Genomic DNA, 21157 nt, shown 5'->3' with positions numbered 1-21157 from the left:
TTTATGAATCGCTCGATAGTTTATGGTTTGCAGAAAGATTTTTATTAGAATTATTGAAAAATTAATTCTCCATCCGTTTCTGTTTCATGAAAACGGTTGATCAAAGCAGCTTCGGTAATCTGAACTTTTTCAAAAACTTTATTAAAGTTGTTGAAAAATTAATTCTTCATCTGTTTCCGTTTCATGAAAACGGTCGATTAAAGCAGTTTTGTTAATCTGAATTATGGAATTTTTCAAAAACTTTATTGTTTCCAATGAGAGATTTTTACATGATCGGACCAGAAATCCAAGGTCTTTTTGAAAAGTGGCAAATCTAAAGGTTTGGTTAGGTAGTCGTTCATACCTTTAGAAATATACACTTCCTTGTTACTTTCGATTACGTCTGCGGTTAGGGCGATGATAATTGGAAATTCCGTGTTTTGTTTTTGTGAACGAATCCATTTTGTAGCTTCAATTCCGTCCACCTCGGGCATATGAATATCCATAAGGATCATATCGAAAAAATCCAACTGCATTTTTTCGATCACTTCTCTGCCGTTATGAACGACAACCGGATCGTAACCTAATTTTTTAAGCGCTCTTTCGATTAAAAGGCAATTGGTTTCGTTGTCCTCTGCTACTAAAATTTTCATACTTTTAGAAGTCGCATTTGAATAAGCGCTTTCCAAGTCCTTTGTTTTTTCTGCTTCCAAAATCTTTTCGATTTCCGATTCGGAAGGTATATCATAAGTAATTGTGAACGTAAATTTGGAACCATAACTTTCTTTACTCTCCAGGTTCAAAGTTCCACCTTGGAGTTCCACAAGTTGTTTCGTGATACTGAGACCCAAACCGGAACCTCCGAATTTTCTCGCAGTGGATGTGTCGCTTTGCGAAAATGCGTCGAATACTTGTTTTTGTTTTTCCAAAGGAATACCGATACCGGAATCTGAAACCGTGAACTTTATCGAAATCTTGTCTTTCGAAATATTTTTTTGAGACACGTTAAGAACTACTTCTCCGTGATTGGTGAATTTAATTCCGTTGCCAGTAAGGTTCCATAAAATTTGTCGAAGTCTGAGTTGATCTCCATAGACATATTCTTGAATTTCAGATTTATCTTCCAGGCGAAGACCTATTCGTTTTTGTTTTGCAAGAGGATACAAAAGATCGTGTATCTCGTCCAAAACGGAATGAATCGAAAACACTTCCTTATCCAGGGAAATTTTTCCGGCTTCGATTTTGGAAAAGTCGAGAATATCGTTGATAATTTGTAACAATGATTTGGCGGAAATGGAAAGAATTTGAATGTATTCCTTCTGTTCGTCGTTGAGTTTTGTAGTTCCTAAAAGCTGAACCATTCCCAATACTCCGTTCATAGGAGTCCTGATCTCGTGACTCATATTTGCAAGAAAACTACTTTTTACTTTGGAGGCCTTTTCCGCGATTTCTTTCGCTTGAATCAATTCCCATTCGGTTTCTCTTCTTTGTTGGATTTCTTTTTTGAGAAGGATAATGTTCTTATGAATCTCGGATTGTAAACCTTCCTTTAGTTTGAATTCCAATTCCTTAATTCTTTGAACGAGCATGACGGAAAAAAGAATGGACTGGGAAACGAAGGCCAACTTTAAGAGATGAAGAGAAAAATAATTGATCGAAATCGTGCCCGTGGTGCTTAAATTTGCAAGAACTCCGGCGATGGGAAATACCATATGGATCAATAGAAAATTTTTCGCGGGCTTAAAACCGTCCCTGATTTTCACGATACAAAAATATACGATGATTAAGTTGTTAATCAGTCCCAGATAATATGAAAACTGATTCAATTGGATCGGATAAAAAATTGAAAGCGGAATCAAAATAAGATTGGAGACGACGTAGATGGCCGTTATAATTTCGGCCCCCTTATCCTTTTTTTCCGGGTACAAAAATTCCAGAGAAAATAAAAACAAGAACAAGGTGGAAGTATAAATAAGAACTAAAGTGAGAGGGAGATAATGTCGTCCGTGTGTCGGTTTAAATAGAGGTAAGGTCAAGCCGTCCCAAGACGTAAGATAGACTGTGGAAAATAAAATCATAATAAAATAATATAGGTAGGATCTTGCTCTGAAGGAGAAATACAGGGATAGATTGTATAAACCCATCGCAATTCCGAATCCGAGGGTTAGGCCGACTGCGATTGAACGAAATTGTTCCGTAAAATTGTATTTTTTTTCCGATTCCAACACAAAAGGAATACGAAGAGGAGTGCCGCTTTTAATCGCACAAACGATCTGAATTTCTTCTCCAGGGCGAAGATAAAAATCGAGAACGGGAAAGTTTGCCTCGTAGGCGCGATTTGCCCCTGCAAGAATTTCATAAATCCGATCCTTATGTCCGTATCGATAATGGATGTCCACTTTTTCGAGATAAGGATTGTAGATTTCGAACTTTCCATGGTAATCGTTTGAAGTATCGTTCTTTAAGGGAATGTAAAACCAAGCGGTATCTTCAGTAAAACCTAATGAGAACATTTCTGCCGGAATGTTTCGAAATGAGAGGGAAGTATCTTTTGCGAAAATTCTTTCCCGAAAATTTTTGTCTTTGGAGTCGGTGAAGTAATGGATGAAAGAACGAAAGGGAGAGTTATTTTGGAGCCCGGAAATTTTTCCGGGAAGCAAAGGCAAAGATTCGCCGAACAAAGGAACTGCGAAACTAAGCGAGAAATAGATCGTTAAGAATAATCGAATCATAAAAATGAATAACTCGGATATTTTGATTAGTTTATAACATTTACTTCAAGAATGAAAAGGTTTTTTTCGATCTCGTTTTTTTAGGGAGCATCAAGGATGAGGGGATTGATTTTTTATCCCTCCGGAGTCTATTGTAGACAAAGAAGGTTCTTTTTGGATTTACGGAAACCCTTTGAAAAACAAGAAAAATCTAATAGAGGAAACTATTTTCCTTTGTCTTTCAATCGTTTGCGTAATGCTTTGGACAGTTGTTTGTCTTTTTGTTTCTTTTTCCTTGTTTCTCGGGGATCGATTGAAACTTTATAGGCCAGTAATTCTTTGGTTAACTTTAAGTAAGAAGAATATCGTATTTCATCGATTTTACCGGCTTCTAAAGCGGCCGCGACTCCACAATCCGGCTCTCCGCAATGCGAACAATCTTTAAAACGGCACTCTTGTGAGGCGATTGCAATTTCGGGAAAGATTTCTTCCATATCCTCTTCGCCACTTGCTGAAAAAAGACCAACTTCTCTAATTCCGGGATTATCCATGAGAATTCCGCCTGAGGGGAGAAGAAATAATTCTCTGTGAGTTGTGGTATGTTTTCCGGTTCCATCCGAGGATTTGACTTTGTTCGTTTTTTGAATTTGAACGCCTAATAGTGAATTGATGATCGTGGATTTACCCGCACCCGAGGATCCTAAAAACGCGATCGTCTTCCCGGGTTTTATAAAGCGGAGAAGTTTCGGGATATTTGTCGGGTCCAACGCGGAAATCATTTCGACCGGAATTTCTCCGGCGATCGTTTTAATTTCTGAAAATCTTCGTTCAGATCGTTCGCAAAGGTCTTTTTTATTCAAAATGATCGCCGTTTCCGCGCCACTAATCTTAGCCAAGAATAAATAACGTTCTATCCTTCTCGGACTATAGTCTCCGTCTAAACCCATGATCACGAGCAAAAGGTCGATGTTCGAAGCGATTACTTGAAAGTTATTTCGTTTTCCGGGATTTTTTCTTCTTAAAAACGTTTTTCGAGGAAGGATTTTTTCTACGATACAAAGATCTTCTCCATTGATTTCTCGAACCAAAACCCAATCTCCTGTCGTGATAAATTCTCCCGAGGACGTCAAAGCTCCCGAGGGGATTCCTTTTCGTTCTCCGAATTCCGTTAGAATTTTTGAATATTCTCTGTAGACGGATACAACCCGTCCAGGCTTTAAATGTTCGATGGGTTCTGTAAGAAACGCTTCCGGTTTCCATCCATAAGAGGTGAGAATTGAATTTAATTGTGACATACGATTCCTTCCGATTTCAAATCAAGATACGGACGTCCCAATTTTTAGAATAGAATCAAACGATCATATGCGTAATTTTGATTCAAACCTGACTAACTTAAAGTCCGAAGTTAACTAAAGAACGGACAAAATATCCGGGGAAGTCCATCTTGTATCGTTATTTTTCTTGCAATATTTTACTTTTTTGAAAATGTTCTGCCAATTTAACCCAGGCAAAAACATTGATTCAGAAAATTTCTCAACCCATCGAAAAAATAAAAAGTCAATACGAAGCAGTTGTGATCGGATCCGGTTACGGCGGTGGAATCGCGGCATCTCGACTTTCCAGAGCCGGAATCGAAGTCTGTCTTTTGGAAAGAGGCAGGGAAATTAGGCCCGGAGAATTTCCGAATAAGGAAATCTCGGCTTTTGAAGAAGTTCAAGCCAACTATGAAGACAAACATATCGGTTCTAAAAGCGGCTTATTCGACTTCCATTTTAACAAAGACATCAACGTTTTAGTTGGTTGCGGTTTGGGGGGCACTTCTCTTATCAATGCAAACGTAAGTTTAAGGGCGGTTCCCGAAGTGTTTCAAGACCCGACTTGGCCGCAAATCATCCGCAGAGAAGCAAGTCAGCACGGAATGGATCCTTATTATTCCCGCGCGGAAGAAATGTTAAGACCGAATATTCTTCCGAACGAATATAGAAGTCTTGCAAAGTACGAAGCTCTTAAAACTTCCGCTTCTTTTTTAAAAAAGGAATTCTATCCGACCCCGATTAACGTGACATTCGAATCCAAAATCAATCATGTCGGAGTCAACCAAGAGGCTTGTACAAACTGCGGAGATTGTGTCACGGGTTGTAACGTTTCTTCCAAAAACACGACTCTGATGAATTATCTTCCGGACGCGGTTAACTTTGGAGCACAGATTTTTACGGAAATAAAAGTAACTTATATCGAAAAAAAAGAAGATTCTTGGCTGGTTCATTTTATTCCGCTTGGAGTGGACCGGGAAAAATTCAGCAAGGACGAATTGTTCATCCGTGCTAAAACGGTCGTTCTTGCCGCAGGTTCTTTAGGTTCTACGGAGATTTTGCTTCGTTCCAAAGAAAAAGGATTAAGCGTTTCTGATGCAGTCGGAGTTCGGTTCAGCGGGAACGGAGATATGTTAGGTTTTTCTTATAATGGAAATACCAAAATCAACGGAATCGGCTTTGGAAAGAAAAAAACGAATGGAAACGCAAATGTGGGCCCTTGTATCACCGGGGTAATTGATACTCGTAAAGGTGTTCCTTTGAACGAAGGAATGATCATCGAAGAAGGTTCCATTCCGGGCGCGATCGCCGGTCAATTACCCGCAATTTTTGCGCTGGGTTCTAAATTCACCGGGATCAAAACCAAAAAGGGATTCTTTCAATGGGTTGTTGAGAAAATTAGAATTTTCTTAAGTTTTATTCTAGGGCCGTATAGAGGTGCGGTTCGAAATACTCAGACTTATCTCGTTATGGCTCACGACGGAAACGATGGGAAGATGTTTCTACAAAACGATCGTTTGAGAATTTCCTGGCCAAACGTGGGAAAAAAACCGATTTTTGAAAAAATCAGCACCGTTTTGAAGGAAGCTACGATTCCTCTTCAAGGAACATATATTAAGAATCCTGTATGGAACCGTCTCACTGATCAGGACTTGATTTCGGTGCACCCTCTCGGAGGATGCCCGATGGGAGAGGATGCTTCTTTTTCCGTAGTGAATGAAAACTGTCAGGTCTATTCCGGCAAAAGCGGGATCGAAGCCCATGACGGATTGTATATCATGGATGGCTCCGTGATTCCTCGATCTTTGGGAGTTAATCCTCTGCTTACGATTTGCGCGATTTCGGAAAGAGCGTGCGAGAAACTCACGGCTCAAAAGGGGCTTAAGATCAATTACGACCTTCCCTCTTATCCTAAAAACGGAGGTGTTTCGCACTTAGGAATCGAGTTCACGGAATGTATGAAGGGTTTTTTTTCCACCCAATCTAAAGAAGACACGGAACGAGGTTATCAGATCGGAAAGGACGAGGGTTCTTCCATCGAATTTCTGCTTACGATCCGAAGCGAGAATTTGGAAGAGATGGTTGGCAATCCGGATCATAAAGCTACGTTATTCGGAACCGTAAAAGCGCCTTTTATTTCCAAAGATGTAATCACAGTCACAGGAGGAGAATTTTTACTATTCATTTCCAAAGAGGACCGGGTTGAGACCAGAAACATGGTCTATCGTATGATTCTCAACACGGAAGAAGGTAAGAAATATCTTTTTGCGGGAGTTAAGTTGATTCAGGACGACGGACTTACGAACATCTGGAGGGATACGAGCACCCTTTACACGACTATTTATGACGGTGAAACCGAAAGTTCTCCCGTATTTGGAAAAGGAATTCTACATATACTTCCGGAAGATTTTGCAAAACAGATGACGACGATGAAGGTCATCAATTCGAAATCAATTATAGACGAAGTTAAAGGATTGGCGAAGTTCGGTTCTTTTTTTGCAGGTGTGTTATACGACGTTTACGGAGGAGTCGCGAGTTCGATTGTTCCTTGGGACAAGGACGCAAGGCCAAGAACGAAAAGATCTCTTCGAGTCTCTTCTCCTGAAGTTCATTTTTTCAAAGCCTCGGATGGAATGGACTTAAGACTTTTAAGATATAGGGGTGGTAACAAAGGGCCGGTTCTTTTATCACCGGGTCTCGGGGTTTCCAGCTTGATTTTCAGCATCGATACGATCGATACCAATCTTTTGGAATATCTTTTTGAAAATCGATACGACGTTTGGCTTTTCGATTATAGAACCTCGATCGCTCTTCCTTCGGCTCCTCTACCTAACACCGGAGATGCGATCGCAACGAAAGATTACCCCGCCGCAGTAAATAAGATTCGAGAGCTGACCAAAGTAGATAAAATCCAAGTAGTTGCTCATTGTTTCGGTGCAACTACGTTTACGATGGCGTTGCTTGCGGGTCTGGAAGGAGTTCGTTCCGTGGTCCTTTCTCAAATTTCAGCGGATGTAGAAGTTCCTACTTCTATGGATATCAAGGTCGGACTTCATACAGCGGAAATTTTGGATACGCTTGGAATCGAAGATATGACGGCGTATACGAGCGATAAAGACGGATGGTTGGATAAATTTTTCAATAGTGTTTTGGCGCTACAGCCGCAGTCTCTTTTCTCTCACGATGTAAATCCGGTCAGTAGAAGAATTTCTTTTCTTTATGGAAGTCTTTATAGATTAGAAAATTTGAATGAAGAAACTTATCGATACGGTTTGGGAGAGATGTTCGGAGTGTCCAACATAAAAGCGTTTGAACATTTGTCCAAAATGATCCGTGCACACAAGGTGGTGAACTCGGAAGGAAAAGATGTGTATGTTCCGAATTGGGATCGACTGAATCTGCCGATCACCTTCATTCATGGAGCAGAGAATCGTTGTTATCTTCCGGAGAGTACGGAGTTGACCTACAAAAAACTGATCGATCGATTCGATCCGAATCAATATAAACGTCATGTGATTCCCGATTACGGACATATCGATTGTATATTCGGCAAAGGCGCTCACAAGGACGTGTATCCTTTGATTCTTCAGTCCTTAAATTTGTATTGAAGAGTTTTAATTTTATAAGTTACTAATATAATTTCGCGGAAAAAAGTATGTCAAGAGACAATATATACTACGATGCAGTCGTAATCGGCTCCGGCTTCGGAGGTTCTATCAGTGCCTTAAGACTTTCCGAAAAAGGTCAAAAGGTTCTCGTTTTAGAAAGGGGAAAAAAATACTCTCCGGGGGATTTTCCGCGGGATGTGCGCCAAACTGATAATCTCCTCTGGCGTTATCCTAAAAAAAGAAAATCCTTGGGACTCTATGAACTTAATTTTTTCAGCGGGCTTGGAACCGTAACGGCTTCCGGTTTGGGAGGGGGCTCGCTGATTTATGCCAACGTTCATATTCGTCCTGACCATAAAGTATTTGAAGATCCTCGCTGGCCCGCTCCGTTTAATCGAAGTTATCTGGATCCTTATTATGATAAAGTCGCGACCAAGTTCGACGTAAAACCGGTTCCACCGGAGTGGGATCTTCCGAAAAGGAATAAATTTCGAGCCGCCGCGGAATTGAATCAGCACACTTATTTCGATCCGGATGAGGCAGCTAGCTGGCTAAAACCTTCCAGACCGGGGCAATCCATATGTCTACGTTGTGCGGAATGTGAGTTCGGATGTAATCACGGAGCTAAAAACACATTAGATTTTAATTATATTTCTGACGCTCAAAAAAACGGGGCCGTGTTTCAAATCAATTCTCTGGTATCTCATATCGCTCCCGACCCGAAAAACGGCTATGTGGTTTACTACGAAAATACGGAAACCGGAGAAAAACAATCCGTACATTCCAAAAGAGTTGTTCTTTCTGCGGGAACGTTGGGAACGAATCGAATTCTTTTCAACAGTCGGGACAAATACAAAACCTTACCGAATCTTAGTAAACAACTTGGAAAAGGATATTCCGGGAACGGGGATTTTCTGGGAGGGATCGAATCTAGTAAGACCGAACTTAAACCTTGGGATGGGCCGGATGTTACGACAGTAATCAATTATTTTCCGAAAGGATTTCAATTTACGATGGCGGCGCCCACATTCAACCAACCCGTGATGACGGTACTCGCTTCATTAGGAATTTCTAAACCGAATTGGTTGTTAAGAATGATCGGTCCTCTTTTTTGGAAAAGTTTGGAGTGGATTCTTCCCCTCGTATTCAAAAAGGGACTGCTTTCAAAACCGTTGTCCCCGGGACTTCCGGGGGCGGGTGATCCTACTTATATGACCAACTTATTTGCGATTGGAAGGGATAACGCGAACGGAAAAATCGTTCGTCGAGGTAAGAATATAGATGTCAAGTGGAAGTATTCCAAAGAAAATAAAACCCTTATCCAAAATATGACCACTTCTATGCAACAAGTTGGAGACGCATACGGAGGACAATTCGGACCGTTGGCGACCTTTTTATTGTTTAATCGGATCATTTCAGTACATTCTCTTGGGGGTTGTATTCTAGCTTCTAATCCGGATAAAGGGGTCGTATCTGAAACTGGAGAAGTATTCGGTTATAAAAATTTATTCATCGCCGATGGATCGACAATCCCATCTTCGATCGGATTTCACCCGGTGATGACGATTTCTGCGGTGGCCGAACATACGGCAGCTTCGATTTGTGCCGGACTGTGACCCGATGCGGAGGGCCTTGTATTCGAAATAAACTCCATATTTTTTGAATACAATAATAAAATAATGTGATTTGGGAATGTACTTGAAGGATTTGAGGAAAAATAAATCGTTTCTTATACGGTAAATTCCGGAATATAAAAAGGATTCAAAATGCAACAAAATCAACTGTATGTCGATCTCGGTATGTCTGAAAGTCAGTATAGCCAAGAAGTTATAGAAGGACAACAGGTTTATACTCCTAGTTTTCTAAGGCTTTACGACCTCTTCGTTTTACATATCATCAGTAGATGGTTTTGGCGTTGTGTTCCGCAAAATATGATTGATTTATACAGTCGAAATCTAAGCGGCAACCATCTGGATATAGGGGTGGGAACGGGTTATCTTCTGCAAAAGGCGAAATTTCCGATAGAAAAACCCATCATTTCGGTAATGGATTTAAATCCAAATACTCTGATAGAATCTAGAAGAAGGCTTTCTAAAATAGCGGGGCAGTTCAACGCTTATAGGGCCAATATATTGGAACCGATCCATACGAAGGAAAAATTCGATTCGATCGGATTGAATTTCTTGTTTCACTGTGTTCCCGGGCCCATTCGAAAAAAAGCCTCAATCGCATTCGAGAATCTTTTAAAAATCCGCAAACCGGACGGGGTCATCTTCGGATCCACCGGCTTACACGATTTAGGTCAGACTCATTTCTTATCCAAAATCGGAATGAAAAAATTAAATCGAAAAGGAGTTTTTCATAATACCGAAGACACTCTTCCCGATTTGGAAGCGGCTCTCAAGGAGAATTTCAAAGAGTATGAACTCTACGTGATTGGTGCGATTGCGTTTTTTATCGGTAAAAAAGCTAAGTAGCTAACGTGAGTTTTGCGTAAGAAAATCAAAGTCGTCCCAAGAGTTCGGGAGTTCTCACGAAATCAGAGCCACTGTTTATTAATTACTGTATGATGATTTTCGTTGCAAAGAAAATCGTTTCAAATGCAAAAAGAACGTAATGTGAAGTAATCTGTGGAAGCTACTGCACTTCAAGCGATCAATGATATTCAATTGTAGTGTTGTCTTGACCTTGAAACGTGGTTTTCCACGTTTTGTTTTACAGAAAAATAAACATATGAAGGGAATTGCTTACGTCAAATTTGCATTTGGTAAGAATGGGCGTTTTGCGAAATTCATTTTGCGCCGATGTTAGACCGTATGGAAACTTTTAAGTACGGCGGGCGCTTTATAGATGGTTTATCTTTCGATAGCGAAAGGCTGTCTTAAGTAGTTTTTATAATGAAAATATAATTATATATTATGTTTTGAATTTATCTCTAAAAAAATATAGAATTTTTCCTGAAGTCTTAAAAGAAATCAGCATAATCATTTTATAAGTTCGTAATAGAGCGTGGAAATTCTCGTTTTTGTAGAAGTTTTGACATCTGAGGTTTTGGAATAAGAACCCGTCTCAAAACCTTAGGAATGAAAGAACTATTACAATTTTAAACGAAGGGAGAAAACCGCCAATGCGACGGTTTCTGTGGAAACTCCCACGTTTTTTAAAAACTTGCCGGATCGTTTAGAGATATTTTTCTTCAGGTTTTGAGACCGGCTCTAAATTAGAGTTGTTGAGAAATTCCATAATTCAAAGTAATGGAACTGCTTTAATCGACCGTTTCCATGAGATAGAAACGGATGAAGGATTGATTTTTCAACAGTTCTAATTTTAATTCCAGATGCCGAACCTTATAACGGTTCCGATGGACAAACCGAATATTTTAATAATTTAATGTTTTTATTTTTGAAAAATCGAGGAATGGAAAATATTTTCAAAATGTGTCGCTTGAGTAGTGTTCTGAATTTGTCCTTCTTGAAATACTTTTCATAAAATATTGTCTTTTTCAATTTGTGCATAGTAATATCGAAAGCAATTTGTAAATAGAGGGTGTTTGATGAAATTAAAGCGAAAGTTTTTTCAAAATATGTATAAGAAGCTGAATGAATTTAAAAATGGAAGATTTTTTATAAGAACCTGTCCAGCCCCAGTTTTTTCTTACGGAAGAGACTGGGGCTGGACAGGTTCTTGCAACTTGGTCTTTCTGACAAAGCGGAAAAACTTAGCGCGTTCGCTTCCTAAGGTTGCTCCGCGGGTTTTGGGACGCGCTGTAAGTTATTTCCTTTTCTTGTTTTTTTTAAACTGTATTCCCGATGAGCGACCGACTTATAACAGTTTGTTAACTTCTTTCTTCTTCACTCTGAAAGATCAAAACATAGAATTTACAAATACCAGTTCAACGAGAATATCCGATTCTGACGAAGATTTAAATGTTCTCAGCTACAATCTTTTCTTATATTCGAAAGAAGACGCATATTTCGGATATTGGGAAGAGGAAGAAAGGGCGGAACTTCTTGCAAAATCAAAATTTATGAAAAATCAGGACGTTATCGTGCTTGAAGAAGCGTTCGATACGAATGCACGAAATATACTCCTAAACAATCTTGCTTTGGAATATCCTGATCAAACCGACGTAATCGGAAGAACCCGAGACGGTTGGAACCAAACTCTTGGAGATTTTAGACAAAACGTCAACAACGGAGGAGTTGTCGTTTTAAGCAAATGGCCTATTCAAGAAAAAATACAATATATCTTCAAGAATCATGGATGTGGTAATGACGCACTCTATGATAAAGGATTTGCTTACGTAAAAATTAAAAAAAAAGATCGAATAATTCATATCCTAGGAGTGGATACTCAATCGCAGGATTCTGCATGTTCCGATTTGGGAGTAGGCGCAAGAACCGATCAGATTGCTGAAATCAGAAAATTTATCGGTTCGAAACAAATACCGAAGAAGGAGACCGTGTTGATCGTAGGAAGTTTGAATGTGGATAAGAATGATAAATCTTATTATCAAAAAATGCTTACTATACTAGAAGCAAATGAGCCAAGTTATGCTGGAATTCCTTTTACATGGGACCCTAAGAAGAACAAAATCGCCGCTTATAATAATAGCTATTATTCCTGGAACTGGACCCCGAACTACGGGGAATATATACTTGTTTCCAAAGACCATTTTCAATTCCCGGTTTGGCAAAATTTAGCGTATGATCCTATTTCGTCGACTACTTGGAAAAGAGCGGATGGATATACAAGTTACGAATTTTCCGATCATTTTCCAGTTTACGGTTTTGTTTATGCTGATCCTTCTACTCCTACAAAGTCCGGCCACAGGAGAAAATACGATCAAGTTTCCTTAATAGCCAAGTATACGGGAAAGGCGGTTCAAACGGATCATAATAGGCCGGATGGATGGTTGAAAGCGGATGGACCTGTGGAAGAAAAAGGAACGGAATTTACAAAGTTCAATTTATTGCAAGAATACGATCCGGATTCGGATACCTTTTGTATGTTAAGCGGACGTGTTAGAATCGAGTCCTCTCAGTATTTAAATTATTTTTGGACTTGGTGGCTTCAAGGGGGAGGCGGTAACTATGCCTACTATCCCAACTTCAATAATGGTTCTAAACTACTTGAAATGATAGTAACGAATCAGGGATGTTTGGATGATGGCGATTCGGTCGTATTCAAAGATTTTGATACTTACGGGAAATATTATTATTTTCTTGTGGTTTGGGACAGAGGAAGTTGGAAAGACTATATCTATCTTTGGTATGAAAATGCCCAACCTAATTCATTCTTTAACGTTAAACTAAATACCTCACCTGAAAGAGATTGGAGTAAAGATCTAATTTATCGTAAACTTGGAGGCTGGCCCTTTTCACTGTAACTGATTTGTGGATGTAGTAGGTCATTTCAAATAAGATCTTATGACCCACTACATCTTTACAACGCGTCCCAAAACTTGCGGAAGCGATCCTCAGAGCGGCGCTTTAGTTTTCTACTTTATCAGAAAAATCAAGCTGATAACTAAAGTGTTTCGCTTCTATTGGCGCTCGACGGATTCTTATATAATCGTCTTTTGAATTTGGAACTTGCCGCAAAAGCATCTAATGCAGAAGTTTAAAAACGAAAAAGACGTTTAAAAGCTCATAAATTATCTCATAATCCGTGGAAACTACTACCTATTGTTGCGAACGAATGATTGAAGCAGATTTACTTTAAGGTTTTGGAACGGATTTTGAAGCGAAAATTCAAACGATCGAATTTTCTTCCAAACGTTTTAAATCCGCCTTAGCTTCGAGTTGTTGTAGAATTCCTTTTGCGACCGAAATACGATTTTTATCTTCCAGAAGCAGCCCGGCCTCATACAATGCAGTCGCGTATTCCCATTGATTCAATGTGTTGGACAAAAAGGATTCAGCTTTTTTAAAGATGGCTTCCGCACTTTTTCGATTTCCTCCGTGTAACTTCAACTTTCCTTTAAGCATCAAAGCAGGGCCGTAAAGATAAGGAAGATATTTCCCGAGTTTTAAACTGTGTTTTAAACCGTAATTGATGATTTTATCCAAACTTTTATCGCCTAGTTCTCTTTTTGCGTAAAGAGCGGCTTCCGCGAGATAAACGTTTCCGATTTGAAGTTGAGGGAATTTCACTTCGCATTTTAAAAATCCCGCATAACTTCTTCTAGACCAGTATGCGGCTTTTTCAGGCCAACCTTCGAGCATTGTGAGTTTCAACAATTTATTGATAGTGGAAAGTTCGTTCATTACGTCGTTTTCTAAAGCCGCTCTTTCGGCTTCGATTAACAATTTTTTTTCTAATTCGAGAGGTTCCATTTCACCGAGAAGATATCCGAGGTATGGAGACCAGATTCGGGTCCACCGGAGTTGTAACTGAGCGCCTAAATCGCTCGCGAGTTCCCCGATATCGTCGAAATATTTTTTTGCGGTTCTAAAATCGGATTGAAGATAATAAAGAAAACCGCCCGAAGAAAGTGCCGAAAGCAGATCCCATTTTTCACCAACTTGGCGGTAGATCGAAATCGAATCGTGAAGAAAAGGAAGTCCTAAATCCGAACGGTTGATCATCATGTAATAAGCGCTTTGTACTAAAATGCTGATCGCTTTTGCGTAAGGATCTCCCGTTTTTTCGGCGAGTTCTCTTCCTCTGGTTAGAAAATGTTTTGAGGGTCCGAAAAGATTCATTCCGACAAAAACCTGACCGAGCGCGCATTCCGCAAGAGATTGGCGTACCGGGTCTTCGAATCTTTGTGTCGCGTTGTATTGCGTAAACACCGACCAACCGAATTTTTTAACGTCTTTCATGATGTATAATTTGGCTAAAGTAGTCAAAATGATACATCTAAGTTTCAATCGTTCTGCATTGTACGAAGACGTATAAGAAGAGCCGAATATGGAAAAGCGAAGAACAAAAGAAAGTTGTAATACGATTTTGAATATCGTATCCGGTCTGCTGCCCGGTGGACGAATGCCCGTAATACGAAGGGCTTTTTCCAAGGTTTCCATCGCACGGGAAATATCGTCCTGTTCTTGATAGACCTGACCCAATCCCGTATAAGAACGAATCAAATTGAGCGTGGATTTGTTTTCCAAACATTCCTTGAAAAGAACTTCTGCGATCGAATACTCTCCAAGTAGACGGTGGGCATGTGCGAGCTCCTGTTTGATTTCGTAATAGACTTCTCCTTTTGTCGTTTCAAACTGAGAGATCATCTCCAATGCCTTATTGTAGTGATAGATCGCGTCCCTGTTCGCGTATTTACTTCTGGCTTTACGAGCGGCCATCAAAGAATACTTATACGCCTTTTCAAAGTCCGAACATTGCTGATAGTGAAACGCAAGAATATCCGCCATCTCTGTCACGTTGTCCTCGTTTTCTTGTTCGATAAACGATGCGATTTTCTTGTGGAGGTCTTCTCTTGTGGAGTGTAAAAGGGTGTTGTAGACAATATCCCGAATCACGATATGTTTGAAGATATATGTAAGAGGATCCGTAACCTCAAGAGGGGTTAGATCCAAACCTTCCAAACTTTGCAGGATATTCTGGATCTCGGAGCGAAATTCGACCGGCAATAGATGATTGAGGGTATCTACGTTGATTAAGCGACCGATTACGGAAGCCGTTTTCAAAACGATTTTTTCGCTTTCTTGAAGACGATCCACGCGAGCGAGCAGAACGTCGTTTAACGTATTAGGAATCTGGATATCTCGGCTTTTGTCGGATGGGGAAAACGTTCCGTTTTCCAGTTTTTTGAGAGTTCCTTCTTCGATTAAGTTATGCACGATGGATTCGAGAAAAAACGGATTTCCGCCGGATCTGTTAAGAATTTGATCTAAAAATTCTTCTTGGCTTGTGTCCAATTTAAATTTGTGAATGAGAAAATCCCTTGCTTCTTCCGGTTTGAATTCTTTCAAACGAATGAGTTCTTCGTTCGGAGAAACGAAGTCTTCTGCAAACTGTCCTTCCGGTCTAGATACGAGAATGAGCATTACTTTCATCGTAGACAATCGGAACGCGAGTTTTTCCAAAAGGCGGCTAGAAAGTTCGTCGATCCAATGAACGTCTTCGAAGACCAACGCCAATGGTTTCTCGTTTGCACGTTCCTGTAACAAGCAGAGGATGATTTCGAAAAGTCTTTCGTTTTTTTGTTTTCGGTCGATTTCTCTAGTCAATGGATCTTCTTGCACGGGAACTCCCATTAACGCGACGAGCGCCTTAGCCCAAGCGATGTCGAAGGAATTCAAATTATAGAGTGCTTTTTCCGCTTTCGAGACTCTTGTTTCCAAGGAATCGTCTTCAAAAATTCCTAGAAAAAGACTCAACAATTCTTTCCAAGGATAGAATGGAGTGAATTTTTCGTAAGGATAACAATAACCGATGAGAATCTCGACGTTTCGATCATAAGCCTGATCGATAAAAGTATTGGTCAATCTGGATTTTCCGATTCCGGCATCCGCGATGATTCTACAAACCACCCCGCCTTTTTCGCTGGAAGTGTCCAACATCTTATGAAGGCGATCTAGCTCTTCTTTTCTTCCGATCATCTTATCTCTGTATTGGATCAGAAGCCCGGGAATATTCTTCTGTTCAGACGTTAGCTGAAATATCTTCTTAGCTCCTGAAACACCTTTGAGTTCGACGTCCCCCACTTCATGAAAGGAGAAACTCTTCGCTAACTTACTTTTAGTTTGGAAATCGATGAGGACTCCGCTATACCCGGAAAGAGTCGCAAGTCTCGCTGCGATATTCATCATTTCTCCGATAGCCGTAAAGTCCTTTCGGAAGGGTGCCCCTAAATCCCCGCAATACGCCATTCCCGTCGAGATTCCGATTTGTAGATTTTTTGCCGCAGGATAATTGGAAGCTCCTTCTAAGAGCCGAATTGCAAATCGACCCGCCAACGCTTCCTTATTTTCAAGCGCCGCAGGAGCACCAAATAGAACACTGAATACTCCACCTTTGTCAGATAAATCCGTGAGCACGAATGTGCCGGAACAGGAAGTTGCAACACTTTGGACGTATGTGAAGAAGTTGTTAAAGTTTTTCGAATCCGCATTCGATTCCAGAGGCGAATCAATTCGAACGAAAACGGAAGCTACCTCGCGGTAATCTCCGGAAAAAGCTTTGTGAATATTCGTCACTCTTTGATATAGTTCCGGAACTATAAAACGTTTACAACGTTTGAAAAAACGTTCATCCGAGATTCTTTCTTCCGACGCGGAACGGGAAGGAAGCGGAATGATATTTTCGCATTTTTCACAATCGATCAAACGATGGAAATCGGAGTTGATATTCTCGCCGGTTTTGGACGTTGGAAGTAGATTCCAGAGTTCCGAACTGAGAATGATGTCTCCGCTCGAAGCGAGTTTTTCAGCGGAAATGGAGTGATCCACAGGCGTTCCTGCGATTACCGCTCTTAAAAATCGATCCTGTTCTCCTAGTATAAATTCCTGATATACACCGTAAGCTAATCCCACTCGGGCCGGGAGATTTACGGTTTCACCCAGAAGTTCGTTCGAGCTATATTCGGAAATCGAATTAAAAATTCCTAATGCACAATTCACGACACGAAGTGCGGCTTCCGCATCGGTTTCGTCTTTTTGTTTTTCGAAACTGACTAAAACGGAATCTCCCGCAAATTGATAAACTGCTCCCCCCCATTGGCTGAGATGTTTGAGCAATCTAGTATAGTAATTGGAGAGAACGATTTGTAACGCGTCGATTCCTCTCGTTCCTTTGGCCGCTAACGTCAAAGTGGTGGGAGTAAATCCGACAACGTCGAAAAATAAGACGGCTCCCTCGAAAGACTGTGATCTTTGCAGTTTGGATTCGTTTGCATCTGCCAATCTCCGAACGATTGCGGAAGGCAGATAAGGTCTGATCAATTCCAATGTGTCTTTGATGGATTCCGTTGCGCTATTCATAATAATCCTAAAAACGAATATTATTTTCCTGTGTTTAATTCTGCAAGCTTGTTTAGATAGAGATTTTTGACTGAACTCGTCTTCATACTTGCAATAACGTATTTTTTATCAGAGATTCGCCGTCGGTTTTATTCCCGTAATTCCTTCCGCGACTTTTTCGGCAAGAGCGGCGATCGTCATAGATGGATTTGCGCCGATTGCGGTCGGGGAAAGACTTCCATCGGCCACATAAAGCCCTTGGTAGGAAAAAACCTGCCCGAAAGTTTTTGAATCCGCAGAAGTTACCGCGTGAGTTATCGAATTTCCGAGGATACAGCCGCCTAACGGATGTACGGAGACGTTATTGCGAACCGGCCAAGACCAGGTCGGGAGCGGAAAGTAAAAATCCGTTTTGATAAACGAAGCAAAGGCTTTCATCACGCCGAGAATCGCTTCATAAAGCGACATACTGTTCTTTTGAGGCCATTGAATCTCAAAACCTCTTTTACGATCCAAAATCATTTCACCATCCGCGCGATCGATTCCCATACACAACAATACCGCCGAAGTATAAGAAAGGTCGCCTTTCATTAATTCGCTCATTAGGTAACCGACCTTTCCCAAAATTTTGCCGTTTAAAAATTTTTTGAAAAGCTCTCCGAGCATATGAAAGAAAAACCCGATTCTTAAAAACCAGGGAACGGACGCCTCGGCAAAGTAAGAAGCAAAGACGGGATAACTGGCGTCTTGAAGAATAAAAGCTTTTTTAGGATCATAACTTTTGAACAAGTTATAGTCCGTATATTGTGTAATTACCGGGCCATAGTTCGGATTTGCAGGTTCTTTCCCTTTAATGGCAAAGGATAAAAAGTCGCCGTTGCCAGAGAATTGTTTTCCCAGGTGATTTGATATATCGGGAAGGGTTTTGAATTCCTCCTTACATCTTAAAAGAAGTTCAGTACTTCCTAACGTTCCCGCGGAAACTACGACTCGTTTTGTGATGATGGAAATCAAATCCCTGGAATGTGCGGAAAGATCCCTAAAATAAATTCGATAACCGTTTTCACCGTGATAAGAAGAATTGTCGCTTCCATCCGGTCCGAGAGGAACGATCTTTTGAACTAGATGTTCGGTTCTTACGTCCGCCTTGTATTTATTTTCCGCCACAAAAAGGTAATTTAAATCCAAAGTGTTTTTGGAATGTGTATTACATCCGATATCACATTCCGCACAATACGTACAGGAGGTTTGGACGGCTCCGTAACGATTTTTTTCCTGAAGCCCTATCGGTATCGGTTTCTTAAAATCGTTTCCGAAAAACACATTGATATCCGCGAGTTTGGATTCTCGGCCGACGGACTTCGCAAATTTTTGATAGAGTTCGGTTCGAACGATTTTTCTTCGAGGATCGTTATTTGTCGGAATTGGCCTGGAGCCCAAAATCTCTTTAACGATTTTATAATATGAAATTAGGCTTTTCTTTTTCACATTCGCAGGCCAGCGTTCGTCGAAGATGTGATCCGGGGGTTCCAGAAAAACGTTCGCGTAAATCAAAGATCCGCCGCCGAGTCCTGCGGAAATAACTACGTCCATGTTTTTGTAGTTTCGAATGTCGAATAAACCAGTTTGATTCAATTTGGAAAGTTTTTTTGGACGAGTTTTGGAACTATCCTCTTCGGGAACGTTCCAAAAATTTTTAGACATATCGTGGGGAGAGCGGGGAAAGGAACCTTTGGGATAACGTTTTCCACGTTCCAAAATCAAAACCCGGCCCGGCCACTTTTTGCTCAGTCTGCATCCGTTTACGGCCCCACCGAATCCGGTACCAATCACAACCGCTTCGTATTTTTTCATTACAACCCCAAATAGTATATTCGTGTATTAAAATAAACTAAATTCAAGACGATTTAAGAGATAGATGCCGATGAGCAGGGCTCCCAAAAAAGAAACAAACGAGAACAGGAAATGTAACTTATCCCCTTTTTCCAAGGAACGAAATCCCTTATAAATCCGTTTCGAAGACCATTTTGGCAGTTCTTCAAGTTCGTCACCCAATTTGTGAAGATCCACGAAAGTCAATACGATCAGAATCGAGGTTAAAATCAAAAGAAGAGGATTGATTCCTCCGGAAATGGTGCAAAAAACTTCTCCAGTATAACTTAAATTGCCCCAACATATGAATGTGCGAAAAAAAATCCAGGTGATTAAAATTGGAAAACCCGCGAATACGATAAGGATTTCCCCCAAATCGATTTCTTCTTAACTTTTCTTTTTCTTTTTTTTCGAGGATGTTCTTCCCTTAAGGATTCTGCCATAAGTCGTCTCCGTCATAGAGTTCGATTTGTTTACGAGATTTTTGATCTTGGAAATAACCGAGATCTTTCCAAACTTCCAGGGAAACTTGTTTGTAAATTTTCCAAGACTTACCACAATCCGGAACGTGTGGAATGTCCTTTTGTTCGACTACCCTTTGAACGTATTCTTGACAATTAGAAGCGGGATAACGTTCTTTCTGTAAGGGATTGTATTTTGGAAAAGAGTCAGATTCTTTCAATCGATGTAATAGGATTTTTCTAAGTCTGTCCTCGCATTTTGTTCCAAAAATACAATGCCAAGGATAGTTATTTCCGGTAAGTTCTCTTATCTTTCTAAAATCTTCCTTGATTACAACTTCCTTCAGATCGGAACGAAATAAATTCGGAATATTCTTCGCATAATTTTCCCATTCGACAACACGATCATCGTTGTAAACCGGGTGGTCGGGCAAGGTCATATCGGAAGCGTGTCCTCTTCCCGTAGGGTACATTTTTTTAGGATTTAACAATTTACGATGTGCGAATGAATCTCCTAACAAATGAAAAGCGAAACCCAACGCGCATAATCTTTCCGGAAGTCTTTCCTTTTTGGAAGCAAGTTTTGTGCGCAGTCGATCCAAGGTTGTGACGGCTACGTTACGAAGATGTTCGCTGTTTCCACCGGTTAAACCGTGTAACAACTGTTGTATCTCGGCCATTCTCCCCAGAACTTTCGGCGAACCTTGGCTTTTAAGAACCCAAAGTATGTAATCGGAAGGATATTTAAAAGCCAGCTTTTGGTACACCGAAATCGCATCCAATTCGGGGACTTCGTCCGGAAGTTGAGTGCAAAAAGCGATAAGGGCGATTTCCTCTTTGGTTAAAGGAGAAGAAGACTGAAAGTTATTTAAAATGGTTTGGACGGTATAAAAATGTCCGTCTTCTTGATATGCATTCACGTTGTGACATAGCAGGAGAATAAGCAAACATTGGGCTAATTTCTTCCAAGACATAGATCGACAATGAATGCTTTTTTAAACAACAATTGCAACAATTGTTTCTCTTTTTGGTGGTTTTCTTGGCATTTTTTGAAATAAGTTTGAAGCAAAGAATAACGCGAATTTTGTGTTTGAGATTCGAAAATATACTTACAAGTGTGTCCTAAATCCCGTCGAGCGCCAATAGAAGCGAGACGTTGAGTTTCCCGAGCGACCTGTAGGGAGCCATAACGTTACCCACAAATTAAGAAGGCTTTTGGGATCATAAGGATCAAAAACTGATATTTTTCAAGTGTTCCGACAAGAATGAGGCTTTTTACTTGCAAGA

9 protein-coding genes and 1 pseudogene are annotated in these 21157 nt (G+C 40.4%); 4 read left to right on the top strand and 6 right to left on the bottom strand.

Annotated features, from left to right (window positions below; all coding sequences use genetic code 11):
- Positions 1-242: 242 nt before the first annotated feature.
- Positions 243-2711: a hybrid sensor histidine kinase/response regulator gene (locus CLV95_RS04000; protein ID WP_002732271.1), complete on the bottom strand. Its 2469-nt coding sequence runs from the start codon at positions 2709-2711 to the stop codon at positions 243-245.
- A 203-nt stretch (positions 2712-2914) separates the two neighbouring features.
- The gene (gene rsgA / locus CLV95_RS03995; protein ID WP_002732535.1) at positions 2915-3985 is read right to left on the bottom strand and encodes a ribosome small subunit-dependent GTPase A; all 1071 of its coding nucleotides are present in this window, start codon (positions 3983-3985) and stop codon (positions 2915-2917) included.
- 221 nt (positions 3986-4206) lie between these two features.
- Here rsgA and CLV95_RS03990 point away from each other — a divergent pair, with 221 nt between their 5' ends.
- The 4 genes from CLV95_RS03990 to sph all read left to right on the top strand — a co-directional run bounded on the left by CLV95_RS03990 (position 4207) and on the right by sph (position 13000).
- Positions 4207-7611 carry an alpha/beta fold hydrolase gene (locus CLV95_RS03990; RefSeq protein ID WP_002732343.1) on the top strand — a complete coding sequence of 1135 codons (3405 nt, stop codon included), beginning with the start codon at positions 4207-4209 and terminating at the stop codon, positions 7609-7611.
- 47 nt (positions 7612-7658) lie between these two features.
- The gene (locus tag CLV95_RS03985; RefSeq protein WP_002732693.1) at positions 7659-9227 is read left to right on the top strand and encodes a GMC oxidoreductase; all 1569 of its coding nucleotides are present in this window, start codon (positions 7659-7661) and stop codon (positions 9225-9227) included.
- A 150-nt stretch (positions 9228-9377) separates the two neighbouring features.
- Positions 9378-10088 carry a class I SAM-dependent methyltransferase gene (locus CLV95_RS03980; RefSeq protein ID WP_002732659.1) on the top strand — a complete coding sequence of 237 codons (711 nt, stop codon included), beginning with the start codon at positions 9378-9380 and terminating at the stop codon, positions 10086-10088.
- Positions 10089-11164: 1076 nt separating this feature from the next.
- Entirely contained in the window at positions 11165-13000 is a 1836-nt protein-coding gene (gene sph / locus CLV95_RS03970) for a sphingomyelin phosphodiesterase (RefSeq protein ID WP_002728198.1), read from the top strand.
- Between the two features lie 364 nt (positions 13001-13364).
- Here the strand turns inward: sph and CLV95_RS03965 are convergent, their stop codons facing one another.
- The 4 genes and pseudogenes from CLV95_RS03965 to CLV95_RS03950 all read right to left on the bottom strand — a co-directional run bounded on the left by CLV95_RS03965 (position 13365) and on the right by CLV95_RS03950 (position 20790).
- Positions 13365-17558: an adenylate/guanylate cyclase domain-containing protein gene (locus CLV95_RS03965; protein WP_002732741.1), complete on the bottom strand. Its 4194-nt coding sequence runs from the start codon at positions 17556-17558 to the stop codon at positions 13365-13367.
- A 108-nt stretch (positions 17559-17666) separates the two neighbouring features.
- Positions 17667-19391, bottom strand: a complete 1725-nt coding sequence (locus tag CLV95_RS03960) for a GMC oxidoreductase (RefSeq protein ID WP_002732565.1) — start codon at positions 19389-19391, stop codon at positions 17667-17669.
- Between the two features lie 27 nt (positions 19392-19418).
- Positions 19419-19852: pseudogene (locus tag CLV95_RS03955) on the bottom strand (hypothetical protein).
- Positions 19837-20790 carry a hypothetical protein gene (locus CLV95_RS03950; protein WP_002732507.1) on the bottom strand — a complete coding sequence of 318 codons (954 nt, stop codon included), beginning with the start codon at positions 20788-20790 and terminating at the stop codon, positions 19837-19839. Before CLV95_RS03950 ends, CLV95_RS03955 begins: the two are co-directional and overlap by 16 nt.
- Positions 20791-21157: the final 367 nt, after the last annotated feature.

The sequence above is a fragment of the Leptospira borgpetersenii serovar Javanica genome (assembly GCF_003046425.1).
GTDB lineage: Bacteria > Spirochaetota > Leptospiria > Leptospirales > Leptospiraceae > Leptospira > Leptospira borgpetersenii.
The sequence above is the reverse complement of the archived record's forward strand: the minus strand, read 5'-3'. Positions and strand labels throughout refer to the sequence as shown.

What these genes read in the sequence shown, in the direction of transcription:
- CLV95_RS04000 (WP_002732271.1), bottom strand. Translation starts at nt 2,711, where the DNA reads ATGATTCGATTATTCTTAACGATCTATTTCTCGCTTAGTTTCGCAGTT.
- rsgA (WP_002732535.1), bottom strand. Translation starts at nt 3,985, where the DNA reads ATGTCACAATTAAATTCAATTCTCACCTCTTATGGATGGAAACCGGAA.
- CLV95_RS03985 (WP_002732693.1), top strand. Translation starts at nt 7,659, where the DNA reads ATGTCAAGAGACAATATATACTACGATGCAGTCGTAATCGGCTCCGGC.
- CLV95_RS03980 (WP_002732659.1), top strand. Translation starts at nt 9,378, where the DNA reads ATGCAACAAAATCAACTGTATGTCGATCTCGGTATGTCTGAAAGTCAG.
- sph (WP_002728198.1), top strand. Translation starts at nt 11,165, where the DNA reads ATGAAATTAAAGCGAAAGTTTTTTCAAAATATGTATAAGAAGCTGAAT.
- CLV95_RS03965 (WP_002732741.1), bottom strand. Translation starts at nt 17,558, where the DNA reads ATGAATAGCGCAACGGAATCCATCAAAGACACATTGGAATTGATCAGA.
- CLV95_RS03960 (WP_002732565.1), bottom strand. Translation starts at nt 19,391, where the DNA reads ATGAAAAAATACGAAGCGGTTGTGATTGGTACCGGATTCGGTGGGGCC.